At 66.2% G+C, this 20,550-nt stretch carries 19 protein-coding genes; 17 read left to right on the forward strand and 2 right to left on the reverse strand.

Features of this window, described 5'->3' with window-relative positions:
• Positions 1-61 precede the first annotated feature (61 nt).
• Positions 62-859 (reverse strand): PP2C family protein-serine/threonine phosphatase, encoded by a 798-nt coding sequence (locus IP91_RS11060; protein WP_145649021.1) that lies wholly within the window; start codon positions 857-859, stop codon positions 62-64.
• 153 nt (positions 860-1,012) lie between these two features.
• Between IP91_RS11060 and IP91_RS11065 the strand changes: the two genes are divergently transcribed.
• The 9 genes from IP91_RS11065 (at position 1,013) to rlmD (ending at position 11,345) form a co-directional block, all read left to right on the forward strand.
• Positions 1,013-1,213, forward strand: a complete 201-nt coding sequence (locus IP91_RS11065; RefSeq protein WP_145649022.1) for a YdcH family protein — start codon at positions 1,013-1,015, stop codon at positions 1,211-1,213.
• A gap of 39 nt (positions 1,214-1,252) precedes the next feature.
• On the forward strand, positions 1,253-3,277 hold the full coding sequence (gene yoaA / locus IP91_RS11070; RefSeq protein ID WP_371860613.1) for a DNA repair helicase YoaA: 2,025 nt from the start codon (positions 1,253-1,255) through the stop codon (positions 3,275-3,277).
• Between the two features lie 149 nt (positions 3,278-3,426).
• Positions 3,427-4,029 carry a toll/interleukin-1 receptor domain-containing protein gene (locus IP91_RS11075; RefSeq protein WP_145649023.1) on the forward strand — a complete coding sequence of 201 codons (603 nt, stop codon included), beginning with the start codon at positions 3,427-3,429 and terminating at the stop codon, positions 4,027-4,029.
• A 49-nt stretch (positions 4,030-4,078) separates the two neighbouring features.
• Entirely contained in the window at positions 4,079-5,893 is a 1,815-nt protein-coding gene (locus tag IP91_RS11080) for a KGGVGR-motif variant AAA ATPase (protein WP_145649024.1), read from the forward strand.
• 71 nt (positions 5,894-5,964) lie between these two features.
• Positions 5,965-6,702 (forward strand): 5'/3'-nucleotidase SurE, encoded by a 738-nt coding sequence (gene surE, locus IP91_RS11085; protein WP_145649025.1) that lies wholly within the window; start codon positions 5,965-5,967, stop codon positions 6,700-6,702.
• The gene (locus IP91_RS11090; protein WP_145649026.1) at positions 6,699-7,676 is read left to right on the forward strand and encodes a protein-L-isoaspartate(D-aspartate) O-methyltransferase; all 978 of its coding nucleotides are present in this window, start codon (positions 6,699-6,701) and stop codon (positions 7,674-7,676) included. The genes surE and IP91_RS11090 overlap by 4 nt, the downstream gene beginning before the upstream one ends.
• A gap of 237 nt (positions 7,677-7,913) precedes the next feature.
• Positions 7,914-8,846 (forward strand): peptidoglycan DD-metalloendopeptidase family protein, encoded by a 933-nt coding sequence (locus IP91_RS11095; protein WP_145649027.1) that lies wholly within the window; start codon positions 7,914-7,916, stop codon positions 8,844-8,846.
• A gap of 8 nt (positions 8,847-8,854) precedes the next feature.
• Complete coding sequence (gene rpoS, locus IP91_RS11100) at positions 8,855-9,874, forward strand: RNA polymerase sigma factor RpoS (RefSeq protein WP_145649028.1); 1,020 nt, start codon at positions 8,855-8,857, stop codon at positions 9,872-9,874.
• Positions 9,875-10,001: 127 nt separating this feature from the next.
• Positions 10,002-11,345, forward strand: coding sequence for a 23S rRNA (uracil(1939)-C(5))-methyltransferase RlmD (gene rlmD, locus IP91_RS11105; RefSeq protein WP_145649029.1), 1,344 nt, complete (start codon positions 10,002-10,004; stop codon positions 11,343-11,345).
• A 66-nt stretch (positions 11,346-11,411) separates the two neighbouring features.
• Here rlmD and IP91_RS11110 read toward each other — a convergent pair whose 3' ends face one another.
• Positions 11,412-12,095: a Bax inhibitor-1/YccA family protein gene (locus IP91_RS11110; RefSeq protein ID WP_145649030.1), complete on the reverse strand. Its 684-nt coding sequence runs from the start codon at positions 12,093-12,095 to the stop codon at positions 11,412-11,414.
• 311 nt (positions 12,096-12,406) lie between these two features.
• Between IP91_RS11110 and ndk the strand changes: the two genes are divergently transcribed.
• The 8 genes from ndk to bamB all read left to right on the forward strand — a co-directional run bounded on the left by ndk (position 12,407) and on the right by bamB (position 20,537).
• Positions 12,407-12,832: a nucleoside-diphosphate kinase gene (gene ndk, locus IP91_RS11115; RefSeq protein WP_145649031.1), complete on the forward strand. Its 426-nt coding sequence runs from the start codon at positions 12,407-12,409 to the stop codon at positions 12,830-12,832.
• Between the two features lie 118 nt (positions 12,833-12,950).
• Positions 12,951-14,123 (forward strand): dual-specificity RNA methyltransferase RlmN, encoded by a 1,173-nt coding sequence (rlmN, locus tag IP91_RS11120; protein WP_145649032.1) that lies wholly within the window; start codon positions 12,951-12,953, stop codon positions 14,121-14,123.
• Positions 14,123-14,968, forward strand: coding sequence for a type IV pilus biogenesis/stability protein PilW (gene pilW / locus IP91_RS11125; protein WP_145649033.1), 846 nt, complete (start codon positions 14,123-14,125; stop codon positions 14,966-14,968). The genes rlmN and pilW overlap by 1 nt, the downstream gene beginning before the upstream one ends.
• A 13-nt stretch (positions 14,969-14,981) precedes the next feature.
• A complete protein-coding gene (locus IP91_RS11130) occupies positions 14,982-15,986 on the forward strand; it encodes a helix-turn-helix domain-containing protein (RefSeq protein WP_145649034.1) in 1,005 nt (334 codons plus the stop codon).
• Positions 15,986-17,257 (forward strand): flavodoxin-dependent (E)-4-hydroxy-3-methylbut-2-enyl-diphosphate synthase, encoded by a 1,272-nt coding sequence (gene ispG, locus IP91_RS11135; RefSeq protein ID WP_145649035.1) that lies wholly within the window; start codon positions 15,986-15,988, stop codon positions 17,255-17,257. Before IP91_RS11130 ends, ispG begins: the two co-directional genes overlap by 1 nt.
• 19 nt (positions 17,258-17,276) lie before the next feature.
• On the forward strand, positions 17,277-18,629 hold the full coding sequence (gene hisS / locus IP91_RS11140) for a histidine--tRNA ligase (protein ID WP_145649036.1): 1,353 nt from the start codon (positions 17,277-17,279) through the stop codon (positions 18,627-18,629).
• 17 nt (positions 18,630-18,646) lie between these two features.
• Positions 18,647-19,303, forward strand: coding sequence for a YfgM family protein (locus IP91_RS11145; RefSeq protein WP_145649037.1), 657 nt, complete (start codon positions 18,647-18,649; stop codon positions 19,301-19,303).
• Between the two features lie 106 nt (positions 19,304-19,409).
• Positions 19,410-20,537 (forward strand): outer membrane protein assembly factor BamB, encoded by a 1,128-nt coding sequence (gene bamB, locus IP91_RS11150; RefSeq protein ID WP_503826402.1) that lies wholly within the window; start codon positions 19,410-19,412, stop codon positions 20,535-20,537.
• Positions 20,538-20,550: the final 13 nt, after the last annotated feature.

Raw genomic sequence — 20,550 nt, forward strand, 5'->3', positions numbered from 1 at the left:
TTACGGAAGAGCCCGTGTCCAGGTTGGGGTCTGACCCCAACCTGGACACGGGCTCTGCTGTTTAGACGGCCTGGTCCAGTGCCTGCACCGTGAATGACGTGGCTTTCGCGGCCGGCGCAACTAACCGGATGATGGCCATCGTGCAGTTCTCCGCCTTCTCGCCGGCCCGCTCCTGCGCCTTGTCGATCAGCAGCCCGGCCGCCTCGCGCGGCGTACGGCGCGCCACGACGGCCGCCAGTTCCGAATCCGCAAACCAGGACCACAGCCCGTCGGTGCACAGCAGGAAGCCGTCGCCGGCCTGCAGGTTTTCGTGCGAATCGACCGCCACGAACGGTGCTTTCAGGCGGTTGCCCAGCACATTGTTTAGCAGCCGCGAGCTGCGGTGCCGGCGCGCCGAGTCGGGCGCCACGCCATCGACGGTGACCAGGTGATCGACATAGCCGGCATCGTCCGACCGGCCGGCAGCGGCGCCGTCCGCGAACCGGTACACGCGGCTGTCGCCCACGGTGGCCCAGACGGCCTGCCGGGCCGGCGTGAGCAGCAGCAGTGCCATCGTCGTCTGGTGGTCGCGGGCCAGCGGATCCATCAGCAGCACGTCATGGGTTTCCTGGGCGATGTCGCGCAGCAGCGTGGCCAGGCGGTCGATGCCGGTCGTGCCGCCGGGACGGAAGCCGTCGAACAGCTGCCTGGCCGTGTGGAGCAGCTGGTCCGCCCCGGCCGCAGTGGCGCCGCCATCGGCAACGATCGCCAGCACGTAGCCGGGCGCGTTGGAAGCCGTGAACAGTGTCGCGCGGTCGTTCTGGCGCGGACGGCGACCGGCGTGCTGGCCAGTGCCCGCCTCGAGTTTGTATGCATTCATGGTGGCCGGGGATCCTTGCTGCTTTTTTCTATTGCTTACCTGGGTTAAACTATGCACCGGTTAGCAGTTTTGTTGCAAGCATAAATGTTGCACTGTGGATTGTTGCCAAGCAGAACTTCGGCAAATGCCCAACCCCACCCGGCAGCGAATCCCATGAAGAACGAAGAAGAAATCCGGCGCCGCATCGTTGAACTGGATGTGGAGCACCGCGACCTGGACGCCGTCATCGACATGCTCACGCTCGACGGCCACCACGACCAGCTCCAGCTGCGCCGTTTGAAGAAGCGCAAACTGCAACTGAAAGACTACATCACGCTGCTGAAGATGCAGCTGGTGCCCGACGTACCGGCCTGAACCGCCACCATCCGCGTTCCCACGCAGTAAAAGATCATCTTGAGCGACGACATCCACACGCCCGCCGTCCCCGACGGCGAGGGCGATGCCCCCGCTAGCAATCCCGGCAAGCACGATGCCGAGGTCGAGCGGCTGTTCGGCACCGGCGGCCCGCTGGGCCCGGCCGTGGGCGGTTTTCGTCCCCGCAAGGCGCAGACCGAAATGGCCAAGGCCATCGCCCAGGCCATCACGGAGCAGAGCACGCTGATCGCCGAGGCCGGCACCGGCACGGGCAAGACGTTTGCCTACCTGGTGCCGGCGCTGATGTGGGGCGGCAAGACGATCGTCTCGACGGGCACCAAGAACCTGCAGGACCAGCTGTACCTGCGCGACATCCCCACCGTGCGCGCCGCGCTCAAGGCCCCGGTCTCCGTGGCGCTGCTGAAAGGTCGCGGCAACTACCTGTGCCACTACCACCTGGAGCGCACGCTGGCCAACGGCCGCATGACGTCGCGCGAGGATGTGGGCTACCTGCGCGAGATCTCGCGCTTCCTCAAAATGACGCAGTCCGGCGACAAGGCCGAACTGGCGCGCGTGCCGGAAAACGCGCCGGTCTGGAACCTGGTCACGTCCACGCGGGAAAACTGCGTGGGGCAGGACTGCCAGTACTACCAGGACTGCTTCGTGATGAAGGCGCGCCGCGAGGCGCAGCAGGCCGACGTGGTGGTCGTCAACCACCACCTGTTCTTTGCCGACGTGGCCCTGAAGGACACGGGCGTGGCCGAACTGCTGCCGTCCGCGAACACCATCATCTTCGACGAGGCGCACCAGCTGCCCGATACCGCCACGCTGTTCTTTGGCGAGACGGTGTCCACCAGCCAGGTGCTGGAGCTGTGCCGCGACGTGTTGGCCGAGGGCCTGGCGCATGCGCGCGATGGCGCCAACTGGGCCAGCGTCGTCACCGTGGTGGAGAAGGCCGCGCGCGACCTGCGCCTGACGTTCCCGCAGGACGTGGTGCGGCTGTCGCTGGCGCAGATCGCGCCGTCGTCGGACTTCTTCCCCGCGCTGGCCAAGCTGAAGGAAGAGCTGGACGGCATGCTGGAAGTGCTGGAAGGCCAGGCGCAGCGCGCCGAGACGATCGAGCAGTGCCGCCAGCGCGGCCTGGAGCTCGCGCAGAAATACAAGGACTGGCAAGTCGATCCGAAGGCCAAGGTGCCGCCCGGCCAGGAAGCCGTCTACTGGGTCGAGGCGTTCGCCAGCTCGCTGCAGCTGCACAAGACGCCCCTGTCGATCGCGCAGATCTTCAACAACCAGCGCGAGGGTACGCCGCGCAGCTGGATTTTCACGTCCGCCACGCTGGCCGTCAAAAACGACTTCAAGCACTTCTCGCACCAGCTGGGGCTGTACGACGAGCCGGCCATGTCCTGGCCGAGCCCGTTCAACTACCCGGACCAGGGCATCCTGTACGTGCCGCAGGGGTTGCCGGACCCGAATTCGATGGGCTACACGGATGCCGTGCTCGATGCGGCGCTGCCCGTGATCGAGGCCGCCGGCGGGCGCACCTTCCTGCTGTGCACCACGCTGCGCGCCGTGAAGCGGGCGGCCGAGCGCCTGCGCGACGAATTCGAGAAGCGCGGGCTGAAGTTCCCCCTGTTCGTGCAGGGCGACCGGGGCCGTACCGAGCTGCTGGACCAGTTCCGCAAGGCCGGCAACGGCGTGCTGATCGGCAGCCAGAGCTTCTGGGAAGGCGTGGACGTGCGCGGCGAGGCGCTCTCGCTCGTCATCATCGACAAGCTGCCGTTTGCGCCGCCGGACGATCCCGTGCTGGCCGCGCGCATCGAGGTGATGGAGAAGAAGGGCATGAACGGCTTCGTGCACCACACGCTGCCGGAAGCCATCATCAACCTGAAGCAGGGCGCCGGCCGCCTGATCCGCGACGAAGCGGACCGCGGCGTGCTGATGCTGTGCGACCCGCGGGTGATTTCGAAACCATACGGCCGCCGCATCTGGCAAAGCCTGCCGCCCTTCAAGCGTACCCGGGAACAGGCCGACGTGATCGCGTTTTTCCAGCCGCCGGCAGCCTGATTTTCCCGCCCCGTGGCGGATGACTGCGTAGTCGTTTGACTGCGCAGTACGCGTTTGCGCTGGCGCAAAGTCAGCCTTGACCAGCTTGTTACAGTGGGTCAGCGTCCGTTATAAAAAATACCATCGGGGGAGACACGGGAGGGGATGAAATGACGATCCGCTACGGCTGTTTCTTCAGCTACGCCCATGGCCAGCACGCCTTCATGAGCAAGTTCAAGAACGACTTGGTCGACGCGCTGCGCTGCTACCTCGAACCGCACCTGGACACGGAGAAGGAACTGTTCGTCGACAGCGAGCAGCTGGGTGGAGGAGACGACCTGGACCAGAAGATTGCGCATGCAATGTGCGAGAGCGTCTGCATGATCATGATCTACACGCCGAAGTACGAAGCGCATGCCTACACGCGGCGCGAATTCGCCGCGATGCAGCTGATCGAGGCCGAGCGCCGCACCTGGTATCCGCTGCCGAGCCATTTGATCATCCCCGTCATCATGACGCGCCATCCGGTCAGCCTGCCGCCGCAGGTGAGCGAGGGCTTCTATGTCGATTTTTCCCGCTACACGCTGGCCACCGGCGACCTGAAGACCAACCCGGACTACCTGCCGGACATCGAGAAGATCGTGCAGCGCATCGTGGCGCATTACCACTTCCTGAAGTACAGCATCCCGCCCGGGCACGACTGCAGCCGCTTCGTGCTGCCGCCGCTGCCGCCCGAATGGCGGCCCGTGCCGCCGCCGCATTTTCCCCGCTAGGCCGGTCATTCCCGCCCCGGTCCGCCCGACTCTTCGCAAAGGAACGCCAATGGAACCGCATCGACTGTCCCTGCCGCCGCTCGACGAACCGGGCGAAGTCGCCACCTTCTATTCCCACAAGGGCGGGGCAGGGCGCACGATGGCGCTGGCGAACCTGGCCGTGATGCTGGCGCGCCGCCACAATGCGACCGTGCCCACGCTGATGATCGACTGGGACATGGAAGCGCCAGGGCTGCACCACTACTTCAAGGTGCAGCCCGATGGGCCGGGCGTGCTGGAACTGTTCGAGGCCTGCCGCGACCAGCTGCTGCGGCGCAGCCGCCACGCGGCGGAAAGCTGTGCGGACGAAGGGGAGCGCGATACCGCGCTGGCGCAGGCGGTGCTCGATGCGGTGGGCTGGGAACAGTACGTCACGCGCGCCGACCTGGGTCGCCCCCTGTACCTGATGCGCGCCGGCCGGCAGGATGGCAGCTATGCCGAACGCCTCGCCCGGCTGGACTGGGAGGCGCTGTTCGATGCCTGTCCGGCGCTGTTCCGCGTCTTTGCCGAAAACCTGGCGCGGCGCTTCCGGCACGTGCTGGTCGATGCGCGTGCCGGGCGTACCGAAACGGCCGGCATCTGCACCACGCTGCTGCCGACCCGGCTGGTGCTGGTGTTCACGCCGAACCACCAGCACCTGGAGGGGCTCGAAGCGCTCGTGCAGCGCACCACCACCTGGCGCCGCAGCCACGAGGAGGAACAGCGCCCGCTGCTGATCTACCCGCTGCCGTCGCGCATCGAGATGAACGATTCGGCGCAGCGCGCGCTGTGGCGGCGCGGCGACCCGGAACGCCGCATCCCCGGCTACCAGCCCCTGTTCGAGCGCGCGCTGGGCGAAGCCTATGGGCTGTCCCGCGTGTCGCTGGAGAGCTATTTCAACGAAGTGCAGCTGCAGCAGTCGCGCAGCCTGGCCTGCGGCGAGGCGCTGCCCGTCAACGGCGAGCTCGATGACGACCGCTTCTCCGTCACGCGCACCTTCGAAGCGTTCCTCGGCTGGTTCCTGGGCGGCCACCGGCCCTGGCAGTCGCGGGACGAGATTCCGCTGCTCGATGCCGTGGCGGCCGGGCGGGCCGCGATGGAACGGGGCGGCGGACGTGGCGTGTCGCTGCCGCTGGCGCGCGACCTGGCGCGGCTTGGCCAGCTGTACCGCCGCGAGGGCAGGCTGGAGCAGGCCGCCGCCTGCCTCGAGGAAGGCCTGTCCTTGCACGTGCTGATCCTGGGCGACGACCATGCCGACACGCTGGACAGCAAGGCCGAACTGGCCGACCTGCTGTTCGAGCAGGAAAAGTACCACGAGGCGCACTTCCTGCAGGAAGCGGTGCTGGAAGCGCGCGAACGCATGTTCGGCGCCGGTGCACCGCCCACGCTGGAGGCGTCCACCGCGCTGGCCGCCACGCTGGCGCAGCTGGGCCAGTTCCCGGAGGCGCTGGCGCTGCAGGATGCCGTGATCGATGCCTACAGTCGCCAGCTGGGCGGCGAGCACCTGGCAACGGTGGAGAGCCTGGCGATCCGCGCCGATATCCTGAGCCTGGCCGAACGGATCGAACCGGCGGCCGAACTGCTCGAGCAGGTGCTGGCGCTGCGCACCCGCCTGCTGGGCCCGGAGCATGTGGACACCGTGCGCACCCGCAAGGTGCTGGCCCATGCAAAGGCCCGGCTGCGCCAGCCCGAGCCCCCCGCGGTGCGGGATGTGCATGGCCGCGAGCACCGCATGGTGGGCATCGACCAGCCGCGTGCCGGCTATCCCGCCGCGCAGGCGCACCGGGCGGCGCGGGGCGAGGCGCCGGCGGGCGAACTGTCGGTGCCACGCAGCGTGGTGCGCTGATCGCGCCACACTTTCCGCCATCCGGCCCGCCGGATGCGCTGGCGAAGCGTTGCTTCAGGTAAAATTCTCGTATGAGAATCCTGATCAGCAACGACGATGGCTACCTGGCACCGGGAATCGGTGCGCTGGCCGAAGCGCTGGCCCCCATCGCCGAGATCGTCGTGGTGGCGCCCGACAGCAACCGCTCCGGCGCCTCGAATTCGCTGTCGCTGGACCGGCCCCTGTCCGTGCAGCAGGCAGCGAATGGTTTCTATTTTGTCAATGGCACGCCGACCGACTGCGTGCACATCGCGCTGACCGGCATGCTGGTCGAGCGGCCCGACCTGATCGTCTCCGGCATCAACAACGGCCCGAACATGGGCGACGACACACTGTATTCCGGCACCGTCGCGGCCGCGACCGAAGGCTACCTGTTCGGCATCCCCGCCATCGCGTTTTCCCAGGGCGAGTGGGGCTGGGCGCACATCGCGGACGCGGCGAAGGCGGCGCGCGACATCGTGCAGCGCTATGCCGACGCGATCGCCAGTCCCTACCTGCTGAACGTGAACATCCCGAACCGGCCCTATGAAGAACTGGGACCGCCGCTGGCCACCCGCCTGGGCCGCCGCCACCAGGCCGAGCCCGTGATCAAGTCGCACGACCCGCGCGGCCGGGAAATTTTCTGGATCGGCCCGCCGGGTGCCTGCAAGGATGCGGGCGAGGGCACCGATTTCCATGCCGTGGCGGCCGGCCGCATCTCGATCACGCCGCTGCAGGTCGATCTCACCCACAAAACCCAGCTCGCGCAGCTGGCAAAGGCCCTCGGATGACCGACAAGCCCCGTACTTTCCCGCTGCCCCTGTCGTCGGTGACGGACAAGGGGCAGAAGAAGCCCGGCATCGCCGGCCCGGTCGCCACGCCGCAGACGGCCACCCGCAACGCCGCCCACCATCTGGCCAAGCCGGTGCAGACGTCGCATGCGAGCCCTCCGGCCTATCCATCGCACCTGTCGCTGCCAGCCCATGGAACGGGGCCCGGTCCGGCGAAGCCGATCGCCGCCTACCAGGGCGGGAGCATGGCAACGGTGGCCGGCACGCCGGCCGTCAAGGGGGCTTCGGCCCGGCCGCTGTCCTTCGAGCCGTCCCACCCCGGCATGGCGCGCCGCTATGCGCAGGTGCCCGACTCGGTACGCCGCGCGATGGTGGCGCGCGTGGCGAAGCAGGGCGTGCACGACCAGGCCGTACTGGCCGCGCTGGGCGCCGTGCCGCGCCATATGTTCATGGACGAAGGGCTGGCGGCGCAGGCCTATGTGGACGCCTCCCTGCCGATCGGCCACCAGCAGACCATCTCGCAGCCCTACATCGTGGCCCGCATGCTGGAAGTGCTGCGCCACGGCGGGGAACTGAAGAAAGTGCTGGAAATCGGCACCGGCTGCGGCTACCAGGCGGCTGTTCTTTCATGTATTTCGCAGGACGTGTATTCCATCGAGCGCATCAAGCCGTTACATGAGCTGGCGAAGGCCAACCTGCGGCCCCTGCGGATAGCGAATCTGCGTCTGCATTACGGAGATGGTATGCTTGGGCTGCCCCAGGCAGCGCCGTTCGACGGCATCATCCTCGCGGCCGCGGGACTGGAAGTACCGCAGGCGCTGCTGGATCAGCTGACCATTGGCGGACGGCTGGTGGCTCCCGTTGGCGAGCGCACCCAGCATCTCGAACTCGTCACCCGCGTGACGAGGAACGAATGGGTGCGCCAGACGCTGGAAGACTGCCACTTCGTGCCGCTGCGCGCAGGTACCATTTGAAGGTACCGTTCGAAGGTACCGTTTGAATGCACCGCTTAAAACGACCGTTTGGACGTACTTTGTAAAAGTGCCGCAATGACGGGTGCTGTCCTGCCGGTGCCGCCTTGCGGTACCGTGTTGGACAGTGCCGTATTCCATAGTGCCGCCATGGCCGTAACCCGGTCATGGCGCCGCGATGACCCGCCGGGCGAAGGATGCCACGGCAGGCGTAGAGATCGAGATCGAAACCAGATGAGCATGACGAAAAAAACCTCCCTGTATGCGCCCCTGCTGCTGCCCCTGCTGATGCTGGCAGCCTGTACGACCACCCCGAACCAGGCGCCCGTGATCGAGCGCCCCATCACCCGCCACACGCCGCGTCCCGCGCCGGCCCCGGCCCCGGTGCAGGAAACCAAGGACCGCGACGGCTACTACACCGTCCGCAAGGGCGACACGCTGCTGCGCATCGCACTGGACAACGGCCAGAACTACCGCGACCTGGTCACCTGGAACAACCTGGCCAACCCGAACGACATCAAGGTGGACCAGGTACTGCGCGTGGCGCCGCCGGAAGAGGCGCCGGGCGTGCGCACCGCCGCCGTCGCCATGCCACCGGATACGACGAAGATCGTGCCGCCGCCGAAGAAAACCGAGCCGAAGGGCGACAAGAAGCCGTTCGCCGAAGGCACGCTGGCCGAGCAGCAGAAGCTCGACCGCGATGGCGACGGCAAGCCCGACGCGCCGCCGAAAGCGGAGAAGCCGGTGCAACTGGCCAGCGCCAAGCCGTCCGCGCCGGCGCAGCCCGCACTGTCCGCCGAGGACCGCGATGTCAGCTGGATGTGGCCATCGGACGGCCGCGTCGTCGCCCAGTTCGACGAAGGCAAGAACAAGGGCATCGACATCGCCGGCCGGCCCGGCCAGCAGGTGCTTGCGGCAGGTGCAGGAAAGGTCATGTACGCCGGCAGCGGCATCCGCGGATATGGTAATCTCGTCATCGTCAAGCACAGTAACGGTCTGCTGTCCGCATACGCCCACAACCGGTCGATCCTCGTGAAGGAAGGCCAGACGGTCAACAAGGGCCAGACCATCGCCGAGATGGGGGATTCCGACTCCGACTCCGTCAAGCTGCACTTTGAAATCAGGCAGCAGGGCAAGCCGGTGGATCCTTCGAAGTTCCTGCCTAACCGTTAGGGCTGCCCATGACAAGCGCGCCGCACGATCGACTGGAAGATGACGCTCTGCCGGAAGATTATGCGGAGCGGCTGGCGGACGGGCACCCCACCGACGACGACGAAGGCGACCGCGATCCCGGCGACGTCGATGGCCGCGCGGCCGCCCCCGCCGAAACGGTCGACGAGCTGAAGAAGGTCCTGGCCGCCGAACTGTCCACCGACACCACCCAGCATTACCTGAACCAGATCGGCACCCGGCCGCTGCTCACGGCGCCGCAGGAAGTCCACTTCGCCACGCTGGCGAAAGCCGGCGATTTCGCCGCCCGGCAGAAGATGATCGAGCATAACCTGCGGCTCGTCGTGTCGATCGCCAAGCACTACATCAACCGCGGTGTCGTGCTGCTCGACCTGATCGAGGAAGGCAATATCGGCCTGATGCGCGCGATCGACAAGTTCGAGCCCGAGCGGGGCTTCCGCTTTTCCACCTATGCCACCTGGTGGATCCGCCAGAGCATCGAGCGGGCCATCATGAATCAGGCCCGCACGGTGCGCCTGCCGGTGCACATGGTGCGCGAGCTGAACCAGATCCTGCGCGGCAAGTACCACCTCGAGGCGCAGCACCACAACGGCAAGGATGCCACGGCCGAGGATATCGCCGAACTCGTCGGCCGCCCGGTCGAGGAGGTGCAGGACATCCTGGCGCTGTCCGAGCACGCCACGTCGCTCGATGCGCCGCTGGACAACGACCCGCAGTCGTCGCTGATGGACATGCTGCCCGGTGATGCGGAGGACAGCCCCGATGCGCGCGCCGAGCACCTGGAAATGACCCACCTGGTGCGCGACTGGCTGTCGCGCCTGCCGGACAAGCAGCGCATCGTCATCATGCGCCGCTTCGGCCTCGACAACGACGATCCGGCCACGCTGGAAACCCTGGCCGAGGAAATGGGCGTCACGCGCGAACGGGTGCGGCAGATCCAGCAGGAAGCGCTGGTGAAGCTCAAGCGCGCCATGGCGGCGCGCGGCGTGGTACGCGACTCGCTGCTGTAGTCTCTCCCCACGTTCTGCGCCCCGCCCAGCCAGCTCGGCCGGCATTCCTGCTATCATGTCGCCCTCCGAATTGCATGCCCGCCCGCCGGTGTTCGCCGCTGCGGGGCGCCGGCCAACACTGATACTCATGCACGACAACATCATCGAAATCAAATCGCTCGACCAGGACGCGCGCGGCGTCGGCCACATGGAGGACAACGAGGACGGCACGCCCGGCAAGGTGGTGTTCGTGGAAGGGGCGCTGCCGGGCGAGCGGGTGGGCTTCGAGACCTTCAAGAAAAAGAAGAACTGGGAAGCGGCGCGCATGACGGCGCTGCACCGCCAGTCCGCGCTGCGGGTCACGCCGAAATGCGTGCACTTCGACTACTGCGGCGGCTGCTCGATGCAGCACCTGGAAGCCACCGCGCAGGTGGCCATCAAGCAGCGCTCGCTGGAAGACAACCTGTGGCACCTGTCGAAAGTGAAGTCCGAGCTGATGATGCGCCCGCTGCAGGGCCCCACCTGGGGTTACCGCTACCGCGCGCGTCTCTCGGCCCGCTGGGTGGCCAAGAAGAACACCGTGCTGGTCGGCTTCCACGAGAAGAAATCCGTGTTCGTGGCCGATATCCGGAGCTGCCAGGTCGTGCCGAAATTTGTCTCCGACATGTTCATGCCGCTGCGCGCGCTGATCGGCTCGCTGAGCATCTACGACAAGGTGCCGCAGCTGGAGCTGGCGATCGGCGAGGCGCTGACGGTGCTGGTGATGCGCAATATGGCGCCGCTGACGGCCGATGACGAGGCGAAGCTGAAGGCGTTTGCCGACCAGTACGCCATCCAGTGGTGGCTGCAGCCGAAGGGCCCGGAGACCGCCTACCCGTTCTACCCGCTGGGCAAGGAGCTGTACTACACGCTGCCGGAATTCGGCATCCGCATGCCGTTCAAGCCCGTCGACTTCACGCAGGTGAACCACCAGATCAACCGCGTGCTGGTGCACAAGGCACTGCGGCACCTGGACGTGCAGCCGCAGGACCGCGTGGCCGACCTGTTCTGCGGCCTGGGCAACTTCACGCTGCCGCTGGCCACGCAGGCGCGCGAGGTGGTGGGCATCGAGGGCAGCACCACGCTGACCGAGCGGGCGCAGGAGAATGCGGTCGTCAACGGCGTCGGCGACAAGACCACGTTCTACTGCCGCAACCTGTTCGAAGTGACGAAGGACGACCTGGTCGCCCTGGGCAAGTTCGACCGCATGCTGATCGACCCGCCGCGCGATGGCGCGATGGCCCTGTCGCTCGCGCTGGCCGACCTGAAGGAAAGCCATCCCGAAATGCTGCCGAAGCGCATCGTTTACGTCTCGTGCAGCCCCTCCACGCTGGCACGCGACGCCGGCGTGCTGGTGCACCGCGCCGGCTACGTGCTCAAGCAGGCCGGCGTGATGAACATGTTCCCGCATACCTCGCACGTGGAATCGATGGCGGTGTTCGACCTGGCGTGACGGGAATCTTTCTGCAGGACGTAAAAAAGCCGGCGCGAAGCCGGCTTTTCGTTACTGCAAGGAAGCTTAGTCGCGGCTGCCGCCGGCGAAGCCCAGGATCTGCAGCAGGCTCGTGAAGATGTTGTACACGTCCAGGTACAGGGCCAGCGTGGCGCTCACGTAGTTGGTTTCGCCGCCGTTGACGATGCGCTGCACGTCATACAGGATGAAGGCGGAGAAGATGCCGATGGCCAGCACGGAGATCGTCAGCGTCAGGGCCGGGATGGCGAAGAAGATGTTCGCCAGCGAGGCCAGGATGATGCCGACCAGGCCGATCATCGCGAACTTGGCGACGCCGGAGAAATCCCGCTTGGAGACGGTGGCGATGCTGGCCAGCACGGCGAAGATCGACGCGGTACCGCCGAACGCCAGCATGATCAGCGTGCCGCCGTTCGAGAAGCCCAGCGTGCGCGTGAGCAGCGGTGTGAGCATCAGGCCCATGAAGAAGGTGAAGCCGAGCAGCAGGGCCACGCCCGCGCCGCTGTGCTTGTTCTTCTCGATCGCCCAGATGAAGCCGAACGCGATGCCCAGGAACAGCAGCGCGCCCAGGAAGCCGGCCGGGATCGGAACGCCGAACGCCACGCCCACGGCGGCGCCCAGCACTGTCGGGATCATCGACAGCGAAAGCAGCCAGTAGGTGTTGCGCAGGACCTTGTTGCGGGTGACGGACTGTCCACCCGCGTAGTCGTAGGTTTTTTGCAGATTTGCCATCGTTTACTCCTAGTTTGTCGGTACGGTGTACCCTTGCCCACTGAGGGCCTTGATGCAAAAGGGCTGATGCCCGCCGGTGATGGTCTGTCGTACGTCTTGCGACGAGTCTGTTCTTCGCTGCCGATCTCGCTGGTGCCCGCGAACGGCTGGGCTTCCCAGCCATTACCGTCCGCAACGCGATTTCGGGAGCGCTTGTGACGCCATCTTCCGCCCCAACATGCATAGTATATGGGGTGTTGTATGCTAAAATCAAAGGTTGATCGAGAAATCAATTCTGTTTTAAACCTTTCTTTTAATTGGAGTTTCTAATAATGGCAATCGAACGCACCCTGTCCATCATCAAACCGGACGCAGTGGCGAAGAACGTCATCGGCCAGATCTACAGCCGTTTCGAAGGCGCTGGCCTGAAAATCGTTGCGGCCCGCATGGCCCAACTGTCGCGCGCCGAAGCCGAAGGCTTCTACGCAGTGCACTCCGCCCGTCCGTTCTTCAAGGATCTGGTCGACTTCATGGTGTCCGGCCCGGTCATGATCCAGGTCCTGGAAGGTGAAGACGCCATCTCGAAGCACCGCGACCTGATGGGTGCTACCGATCCGAAGAAAGCCGAAAAAGGCACGATCCGCGCCGATTTCGCCGATTCGATCGATGCCAACGCCGTGCACGGTTCGGATGCTGCCGAAACCGCCGCTACGGAAATCGCTTACTACTTCCCGGCACTGAACGTCTACTCGCGTTAATCGTTGCTCCGGTAACGATAGCGGTTGGATGTTCCCCACCGAGGGGTAAATGCTGTACCCGCCACACGCCCCGGCACTGTCCGGGGCGCGGGCGTTTTGAAAGAAGATTGAAAAGGCCATGGAAACGACTCTGACCAACCTGCTGGACCTCGATCCCGCGCAACTGATCGACTACTGCGCGCAGTTGGGTGAGAAGCCGTTCCGCGCCAAGCAGCTGCAACGCTGGATCCACCAGTTCGGTGCGTCGGACTTCGACAGCATGACGGACCTGGCCAAGTCGCTGCGCGAAAAACTCAAGACCCGCGCCCACATCACGGCGCCGGCCATCGTCAGCGACAACACGTCCACGGACGGCACGCGCAAATGGCTGGTCGATGTGGGCAACGGCAACGCCGTCGAAACGGTGTTCATCCCCGAGGAAAACCGCGGCACGCTGTGCATTTCCACCCAGGCCGGTTGCGCCGTGAACTGCCGCTTCTGCTCGACGGGCAAGCAGGGCTTCAACCGCAACCTGACGGTGGCCGAGATCATCGGCCAGCTGTGGATGGCCGAGTTCGAGCTGCGCCGCACCAAGGGCATCGAGCCGGGCCCTAAGGGCGAGCGCCAGATCACCAACGTGGTGATGATGGGCATGGGCGAGCCGCTGCTGAACTACGAGCCGACCGCCACCGCGCTGAAACTGATGCTGGACGATAACGCCTACGGCCTGTCGCGCCGCCGCGTGACCTTGTCCACCTCCGGCGTGGTGCCGATGATCGACAAGCTGTCCCAGGATGTGCCTGTGGCCCTCGCCGTGTCGCTGCACGCGTCCAACGACGAGCTGCGCAACGGCCTCGTGCCGCTGAACAAGAAATACCCGCTGGCCGAGCTGCTGGCCGCCTGCAAGCGCTATCTCGAATTTGCGCCGCGCGACTTCATCACCTTCGAATACTGCATGCTGGACGGTTTCAACGACAGCGACGAGCATGCGCGCGAGCTGGTCGCGCTGGTCAATCACCCCGTGTACGGCGTGAATTGCAAGTTCAACCTGATTCCGTTCAACCCCTTCCCGGAGTCGGGCCTGACGCGTTCGAAAAATCCCCGCATCAAGGCTTTTTCCGAAGTGCTGATGAATGCTGGTATCGTGACGACCATTCGCAAGACCCGCGGCGACGATATCGACGCCGCCTGCGGCCAGCTGGCCGGCGAGGTGAAGGACCGTACCCGCGTGCAGCAGCGCATGGAAAAAATGACGGAATATCAAGCCAAATTCGGTGCCGATTTCGGCAAGATCGTGGAGATCCGCTCCTGATGCGGGGCGCCGCCCAGCGCCGCGTCCGCCTGATCGGCCCCCTCGTGGCCGGCATGGCGGCGTGCACGCTGCTGGCGGCCTGCGCGGGCCCGGGCGGCACGGCCAACGGGGCCGGTGCCACCAGCGGCAAGGCGGACCTGCCCACTCTGTCGGATGCCACGGCAGCGCAGAAGCGCGCCCAGATCCGCCTGCAGCTGGCGGTCGGCTACTACGAACAGGGCCAGCTGCCGGTGGCGCTGGACGAGATCAAGAAGGCGATCGACGCCGATCCCGGCTATGCCGATGCCTATGGCGTGCGCGCGCTGATCTACATGGGCATGGGCGAAACCGTGCTGGCGGACGATAATTTCAAGCGCGCGCTGGCGCTGGCGCCGAACAATCCGGATGTGGCGAACAACTACGGTTCGTTCCTGTGCCAGAACGGCCGCGTGCCGGAATCGTTCCGCTGGTTCGACGCGGCGCTGGCCAGCCGGCAGTACGCGTCGCCGGCCAAGGCGCTGAACAATGCCGGCAGTTGCGCGCTGAAAGTGAAGGATCTCGACCGGGCCGAGAAGTACTTGCTGCAGGCGCTGCAGCTGGCACCGGACCAGCCGTCGGCCAACGCCAACCTGGCGCGGGTCTACTATGAGCGCCGCGACAACGTGCGCGCCAATTTTTTCATTACCCGCCTTGGCAAGATTGCCAGGGCCGACAGCCTGACGGCCGATGTGCTGTGGCTGGCGATTAAGGTGCAGCATCGGCTGGGCGACGACGGGGCGGAGCAGCAATGGGCAACGCAGTTGCGCCGCCGGCATGCCATGTCGCCCGAGTATGCTGCGTATCAACGTGGGGCGTTCGATGAGTGATACAGGGGTAACAATGGATTCAGAAGGGCAGAAACAGCCGCAAGGCGAGCCGCAGTCCGACAGCCGGCGCCATGCGGCGCCCGGTGCGCAGCTGGCCGCGGGGCGCGAAGCGATGGGCCTGAGCATTGAACAGGTGGCGGACCAGCTGAAGCTGGCACCGCGCCAGGTGGTGGCGCTCGAGCAGGGCGACTATGCGTCGCTGCCGAACATGGCCGTCACGCGCGGCTTCATCCGCGCCTATGCGAAGGTGGTGCGGCTCGATCCGGCGCCCCTGGTGGCGCAGATCGAAGTGGCGCCGGCCGTCGTCAACACCGAGCACGCGCCGATCAGGCGCGAGAAGATTCCCGCCAGCTTCTCGTCCTCGCGGTTCCCCACGCTGGCCTCGCGCCAGTCGAAGCCGAAAGGCTGGATCATCGGCGGCGTGGTGGTGCTGGCCGTCGTGGCTGCCGCCGGCGCCTGGCAGGCCGGCCTGATCACGCTGCCCGCGTTCCACAAGACCGCCTCGACGGAAGTGCCCGCCACCGTTGCCGGCACGGCGTCGACGACGCCGTCCGCGCCCATCCAGACCAACGTGCCGCTGGTGCAGCCGCCGGCCTCGCCGGACAATACCGCGCCGCTGGTCACGGGGCCGGCCACGCCGCTCGTGACGGGCACGCCGGCCGAACCTGCCGCGGTACCGGCAACGACGCCAGCGGCAGCGCCGGCAGCGACGACGCCCGCAGTCACGCCACCGGCACCCGCCGCCGCGACGCCTGCTGCAGCAACGTCCGGAGCGCCGGGCGCCAACACGCTGACCCTCACGTTCGAGGAAGACTCGTGGGTGGAAATCCGCCGCCCCGGCACGTCGTCGCTGATCTCGCGCCTCGTCAAGGCGGGCAGCACGGAAACCTTTGAAATCGACCGCCAGGCGACGCTCATCGTCGGCAAGCCGGACGGTGTGCGCGCCACGCTGCGCGGCCAGCCGCTGGCCCTGCCGAAGGTCGCGAACGGCACCATTTCCCGCGTCCAGATCAAGTAATGAGCTCTTACGAAACAAACACCGCCATCCCGTCCGGTCCCCTCGCGCGCCGCAGCAGCCAGGGCGTGCTGGTCGCGCACGGCGACCGCAAGGTCTGGGTCGGCGGCGCCCACCCGGTCGTCGTGCAGTCGATGACGAACACGGATACCGCCGATGCCGTCGGTACCGCCATCCAGATCAAGGAACTGGCCCGCGCCGGCTCCGAGCTGGTGCGCCTGACGGTGGACCGGCCGGAAGCGGCGCAGGCCGTGCCGTACATCCGCGACCAGCTCGACAGGATGGGGGTCGACGTGCCGCTGGTGGGCGACTTCCACTACAACGGCCACACGCTGCTGACGGAATACCCGGACTGCGCCGCGGCGCTGTCGAAGTACCGCATCAACCCCGGCAACGTGGGCAAGGGCGCCAAGCGCGACACGCAGTTCGCCCAGATGATCGAAGTGGCGATCCGCCACCAGAAGCCGGTGCGCATCGGCGTCAACTGGGGCTCGCTCGACCAGGCGCTGCTGGCCCGCATCATGGACGAGAACGCGGCACGCGCCAACCCATGGAGCGCGCAGGCGGTGATGTACGAAGCGCTGATCACATCCGCCATCGAGAACGCCGTGCGCGCCGAGGAGATCGGACTGGGACGGGACAAGATCGTCCTGTCCTGCAAGGTCTCCGGTGTGCAGGACCTGATCGCCGTGTACCGCGAACTCGCGAAGCGCTGCGACTACGCGCTGCACCTGGGCCTGACGGAAGCGGGCATGGGCAGCAAGGGCATCGTCGCCTCCACGGCCGCGCTGTCCGTGCTGCTGCAGGAAGGGATCGGCGACACGATCCGCATCTCGCTCACACCGGAACCCGGTGGCGACCGCACGAAGGAAGTCATCGTCGGCCAGGAAATCCTGCAGACGATGGGGCTGCGCAAGTTCATGCCGATGGTGATCGCATGCCCGGGTTGCGGCCGCACCACGTCCACCACGTTCCAGGAGCTGGCGGACGATATCCAGACCTTCCTGCGCGAGCAGATGCCGGAATGGAAGAAGAGCTACCCGGGCGTGGAGGCGATGAACGTGGCCGTGATGGGCTGCATCGTCAACGGCCCCGGCGAATCGAAGCACGCCAATATCGGCATCAGCCTGCCCGGCACGGGCGAATCGCCGGCCGCGCCGGTGTTCGTCGACGGCCAGAAATTCGCCACCTTGCGCGGCGAAGGCATCGTGCAGGAATTCCAGCAGATCGTGCTCGATTACGTGCAGAAGAACTACTCACCAGTCACCGTATAAACAGTTTATTTCCCAGTTCATGTCTGACAATAAAAAACCTGAAAAGATCACCGCCGTCAAAGGGATGCCCGACGTCCTGCCGGCCGATGCCCACCTGTGGGAGATCTTCGAGAACACCGCGCAGTCGATCCTGCAGAGCTACGGCTACCAGAACATCCGCACGCCGATCGTCGAGGAAACCCGCCTGTTCGCGCGCGCCATCGGCGCCGTGACCGACATCGTCGAGAAGGAGATGTATTCCTTCGAGGATTCGATGAACGGCGACCTGCTCACCCTGCGTCCTGAAGGCACGGCCGGCGTGGTGCGCGCCGTGCTGGAACATAACCTCGTCTACGACGGCCCGAAACGGCTGTGGTACAAGGGCCAGATGTTCCGCCACGAGCGTCCGCAGCGTGGCCGCTACCGCCAGTTCCACCAGTTCGGCGCGGAAGCCGTGGGCTTCACGGGCCCGGACATCGACGCGGAACTGATCCTGCTGTGCCGCCGCCTGTGGGACGACCTGGGCCTGCCGGACATCCGCCTGGAGATCAATTCGATCGGCGACGCGGCCGAGCGCGCGGCGCACCGCGTGGACCTGATCAAGTACCTGCAGCAGCATGAGGAAGTGCTGGATGCGGATGCCAAGCGCCGCCTGCACACCAACCCGCTGCGCATCCTCGACACGAAGAATCCGGCGCTGCAGGACATCGTCAACAACGCGCCGAAGCTGATGGACTACCTGGGCGCCGAGTCGCTGGCCCACTTCAACGGCGTGCGCAACCTGCTGGACCGCAATGCCGTGCAGTACACGGTGAACACGCGCCTGGTGCGCGGCATCGACTACTACAACCGCACCGTGTTCGAATGGGTGACGGACGAACTGGGCGCGCAGGGCACCGTCTGTGCCGGCGGCCGCTACGACCCGCTGATCGAGCAGTTCGGCGGCAAGCCGACGCCGGCCGTGGGCTTCGCGATGGGCATCGAACGCCTGATCGAGCTGATGAAATCGGCCGGCGACACGGCCGCGCCGAACCAGTGCGACGTCTACCTCGTGCACCAGGGCGAAGAGGCGCAGCTGCAGGCCTTCATCCTGGGCGAACGCATCCGCGACGCCGGCCTGGACGTGATCCTGCACTGTGCCACGCCGGCCGGCGCCGGCTCGTTCAAGAGCCAGATGAAGAAGGCCGACGGCAGCGGCGCCTCGTTCGCCATCATCATCGGTGCCGACGAAGTGGCCAGCAACACCGCCAGCGTGAAGGCGCTGCGCGGTGAAGAGGGCGAACAGCAGCAGGCTTCCGTGGTGTTCGAGGAAGTCGTCGACTACATCGTCGCGCAGATCACCGGCGGCCACGAATGTGGCGAAGACTGCGACGATCACATGCACCACCATTAATATCGAAAGAGACAGACATGGCATTCGATCACGAAGAACAAGAACAGCTCGACACCCTGAAGGCGTGGTGGGCGAAGTACGGCAATGCGGCGACCTGGGTGGTCGTCGCGGGTCTGGCGGCTTACTCCGGCTGGACCGGCTGGCAGTACTACCAGCGCACCCAGGCCGTCGAGGCGTCGTCGCTGTACGACGCGCTGCAGGAAGCGAACGGCAAGGACAATGCGAAGGTGCAGCGCGCTGCCGCCGACATCGAGAAACGCTACGGCAGCACGTCGTATGCGGCGATGGGCGCGCTGACGGCCGCCAAGAGCGCCTTCGATGCGAACGACCTGAAGACGGCGAAAGCCCAGCTGCAGTGGGCGATCGAGCATGGCAACGACGAGTACAAAACGGTCGCCAAGATCCGCCTGGCCGGCGTGCTGCTGGACGAGAAGGCCTACGACGAGGCGCTGAAAACGCTGGGCGGCGACGTGCCGGCGCAGTACACCGCATCCGTCAATGACCGCAAGGGCGATGTGCTGGCCGCGCAGAACAAGCTGGCCGAGGCGCGCGCCGCCTACCAGGCCGCGCTGGCGGGCATGGACAAGAAAAGCCCGGCACGCCAGCTCGTGGAGCTGAAGCTGGAAGCCGTCGGCGGCACGGTGCCGGAAGAGAAGCCGGCCGCCGCGGCCTGAGCCCGACAGCATCCCGCGCGCGCTGCCATCGGCGGCGCGCCGCCACGGTACCAACGTAAGTCAGAACAAGGTTGAATCTATGCGTATCACCGGTAAAGTAATCGGCGTGAGCCTGCTCTCCATGACGGCCGCCTGCAGCACGATGAACAAGCTCAATCCGTTCAAGGAAAAGGACAAGAACCCGCCCGCCGAGCTGGTGGACATCAAGTCGCCGATCGCGGCCAAGATCGTCTGGAAGCACTCGGCGGGCAAGGCCGGCCTGTACACGTTCTCGCCGGCGCTGGCCGACAACGCCGTGTTCGTGGCCGATACGGATGGCACGATCGAGCGTCTCGATGCCGCCACCGGCCGTTCGCAGTGGCGCGTGAAGGCCGGCACCGATCTGACGGCCGGCGTGGGCGCGAATGCGAAAACCGTCGCCGTGGGCGGCGTGAAGGGCACCGTGCTGGCATTCGATGCCGCCACCGGCAAGCAGCTGTGGAAGATCGAGGCTTCATCCGAGATCCTGTCCGCGCCGGCCGTGACCGATGAACTGGTGATCGTGCGCAGCATGGACAACAAGATCGCCGCCTACGACACGAAGACGGGCGAGCGCAAGTGGTTCCTGCAGCGCACGACGCCGCCGCTCACGCTGCGCAATGCGCCGGGCATGGTGGTGGCGCAGCCGAACGTCTACGTGGCGCAGCCGGCCGGCAAGCTGCTGGCGCTGTCGCTGGCCAACGGCGTGCCGCGCTTCGAAGTGTCGGTGGCCGAGCCGCGCGGTACCACGGAGCTGGAACGCGTGTCCGACATCGGCGGCACGCCCGTCGTGCAGGGTGCCGACATCTGCACGGTCACGTACCAGGGCAAGGCCGGCTGTTTCGACCTGACCACGGGCGCGGCCAAGTGGACCAAGGCGACGTCGTCGGATGTCGGCGTGGGCGTCGACCAGCGCTTCGTGTTCGTTGCCGACGACAAGGGCGCCGTGTCCGCGTTCAGCCGCGAAAGCGGTGCCAGCGCGTGGAAGAACGACTCGCTGGGCAACCGCGTGCTGTCCACGCCGCTGTCGTACGGCCGCGTCGTCGCGGTCGGCGACTTCCAGGGCTATGTGCACCTGCTGTCGCGCGAAGATGGCGCGATGCTGGGCCGGATCGCCACCGACGGCAGCCCGATCAGATCGGTGCCGCTGGTCTCGGGATCGAACATGATCTTCCAGACCCAGTCGGGCACCGTGGCCGCCATCGCGGTCGAGTAACAGATTTTTCAGT

The organism is Pseudoduganella lurida, assembly GCF_007830455.1.
Lineage (GTDB): Bacteria > Pseudomonadota > Gammaproteobacteria > Burkholderiales > Burkholderiaceae_D > Rugamonas > Rugamonas lurida.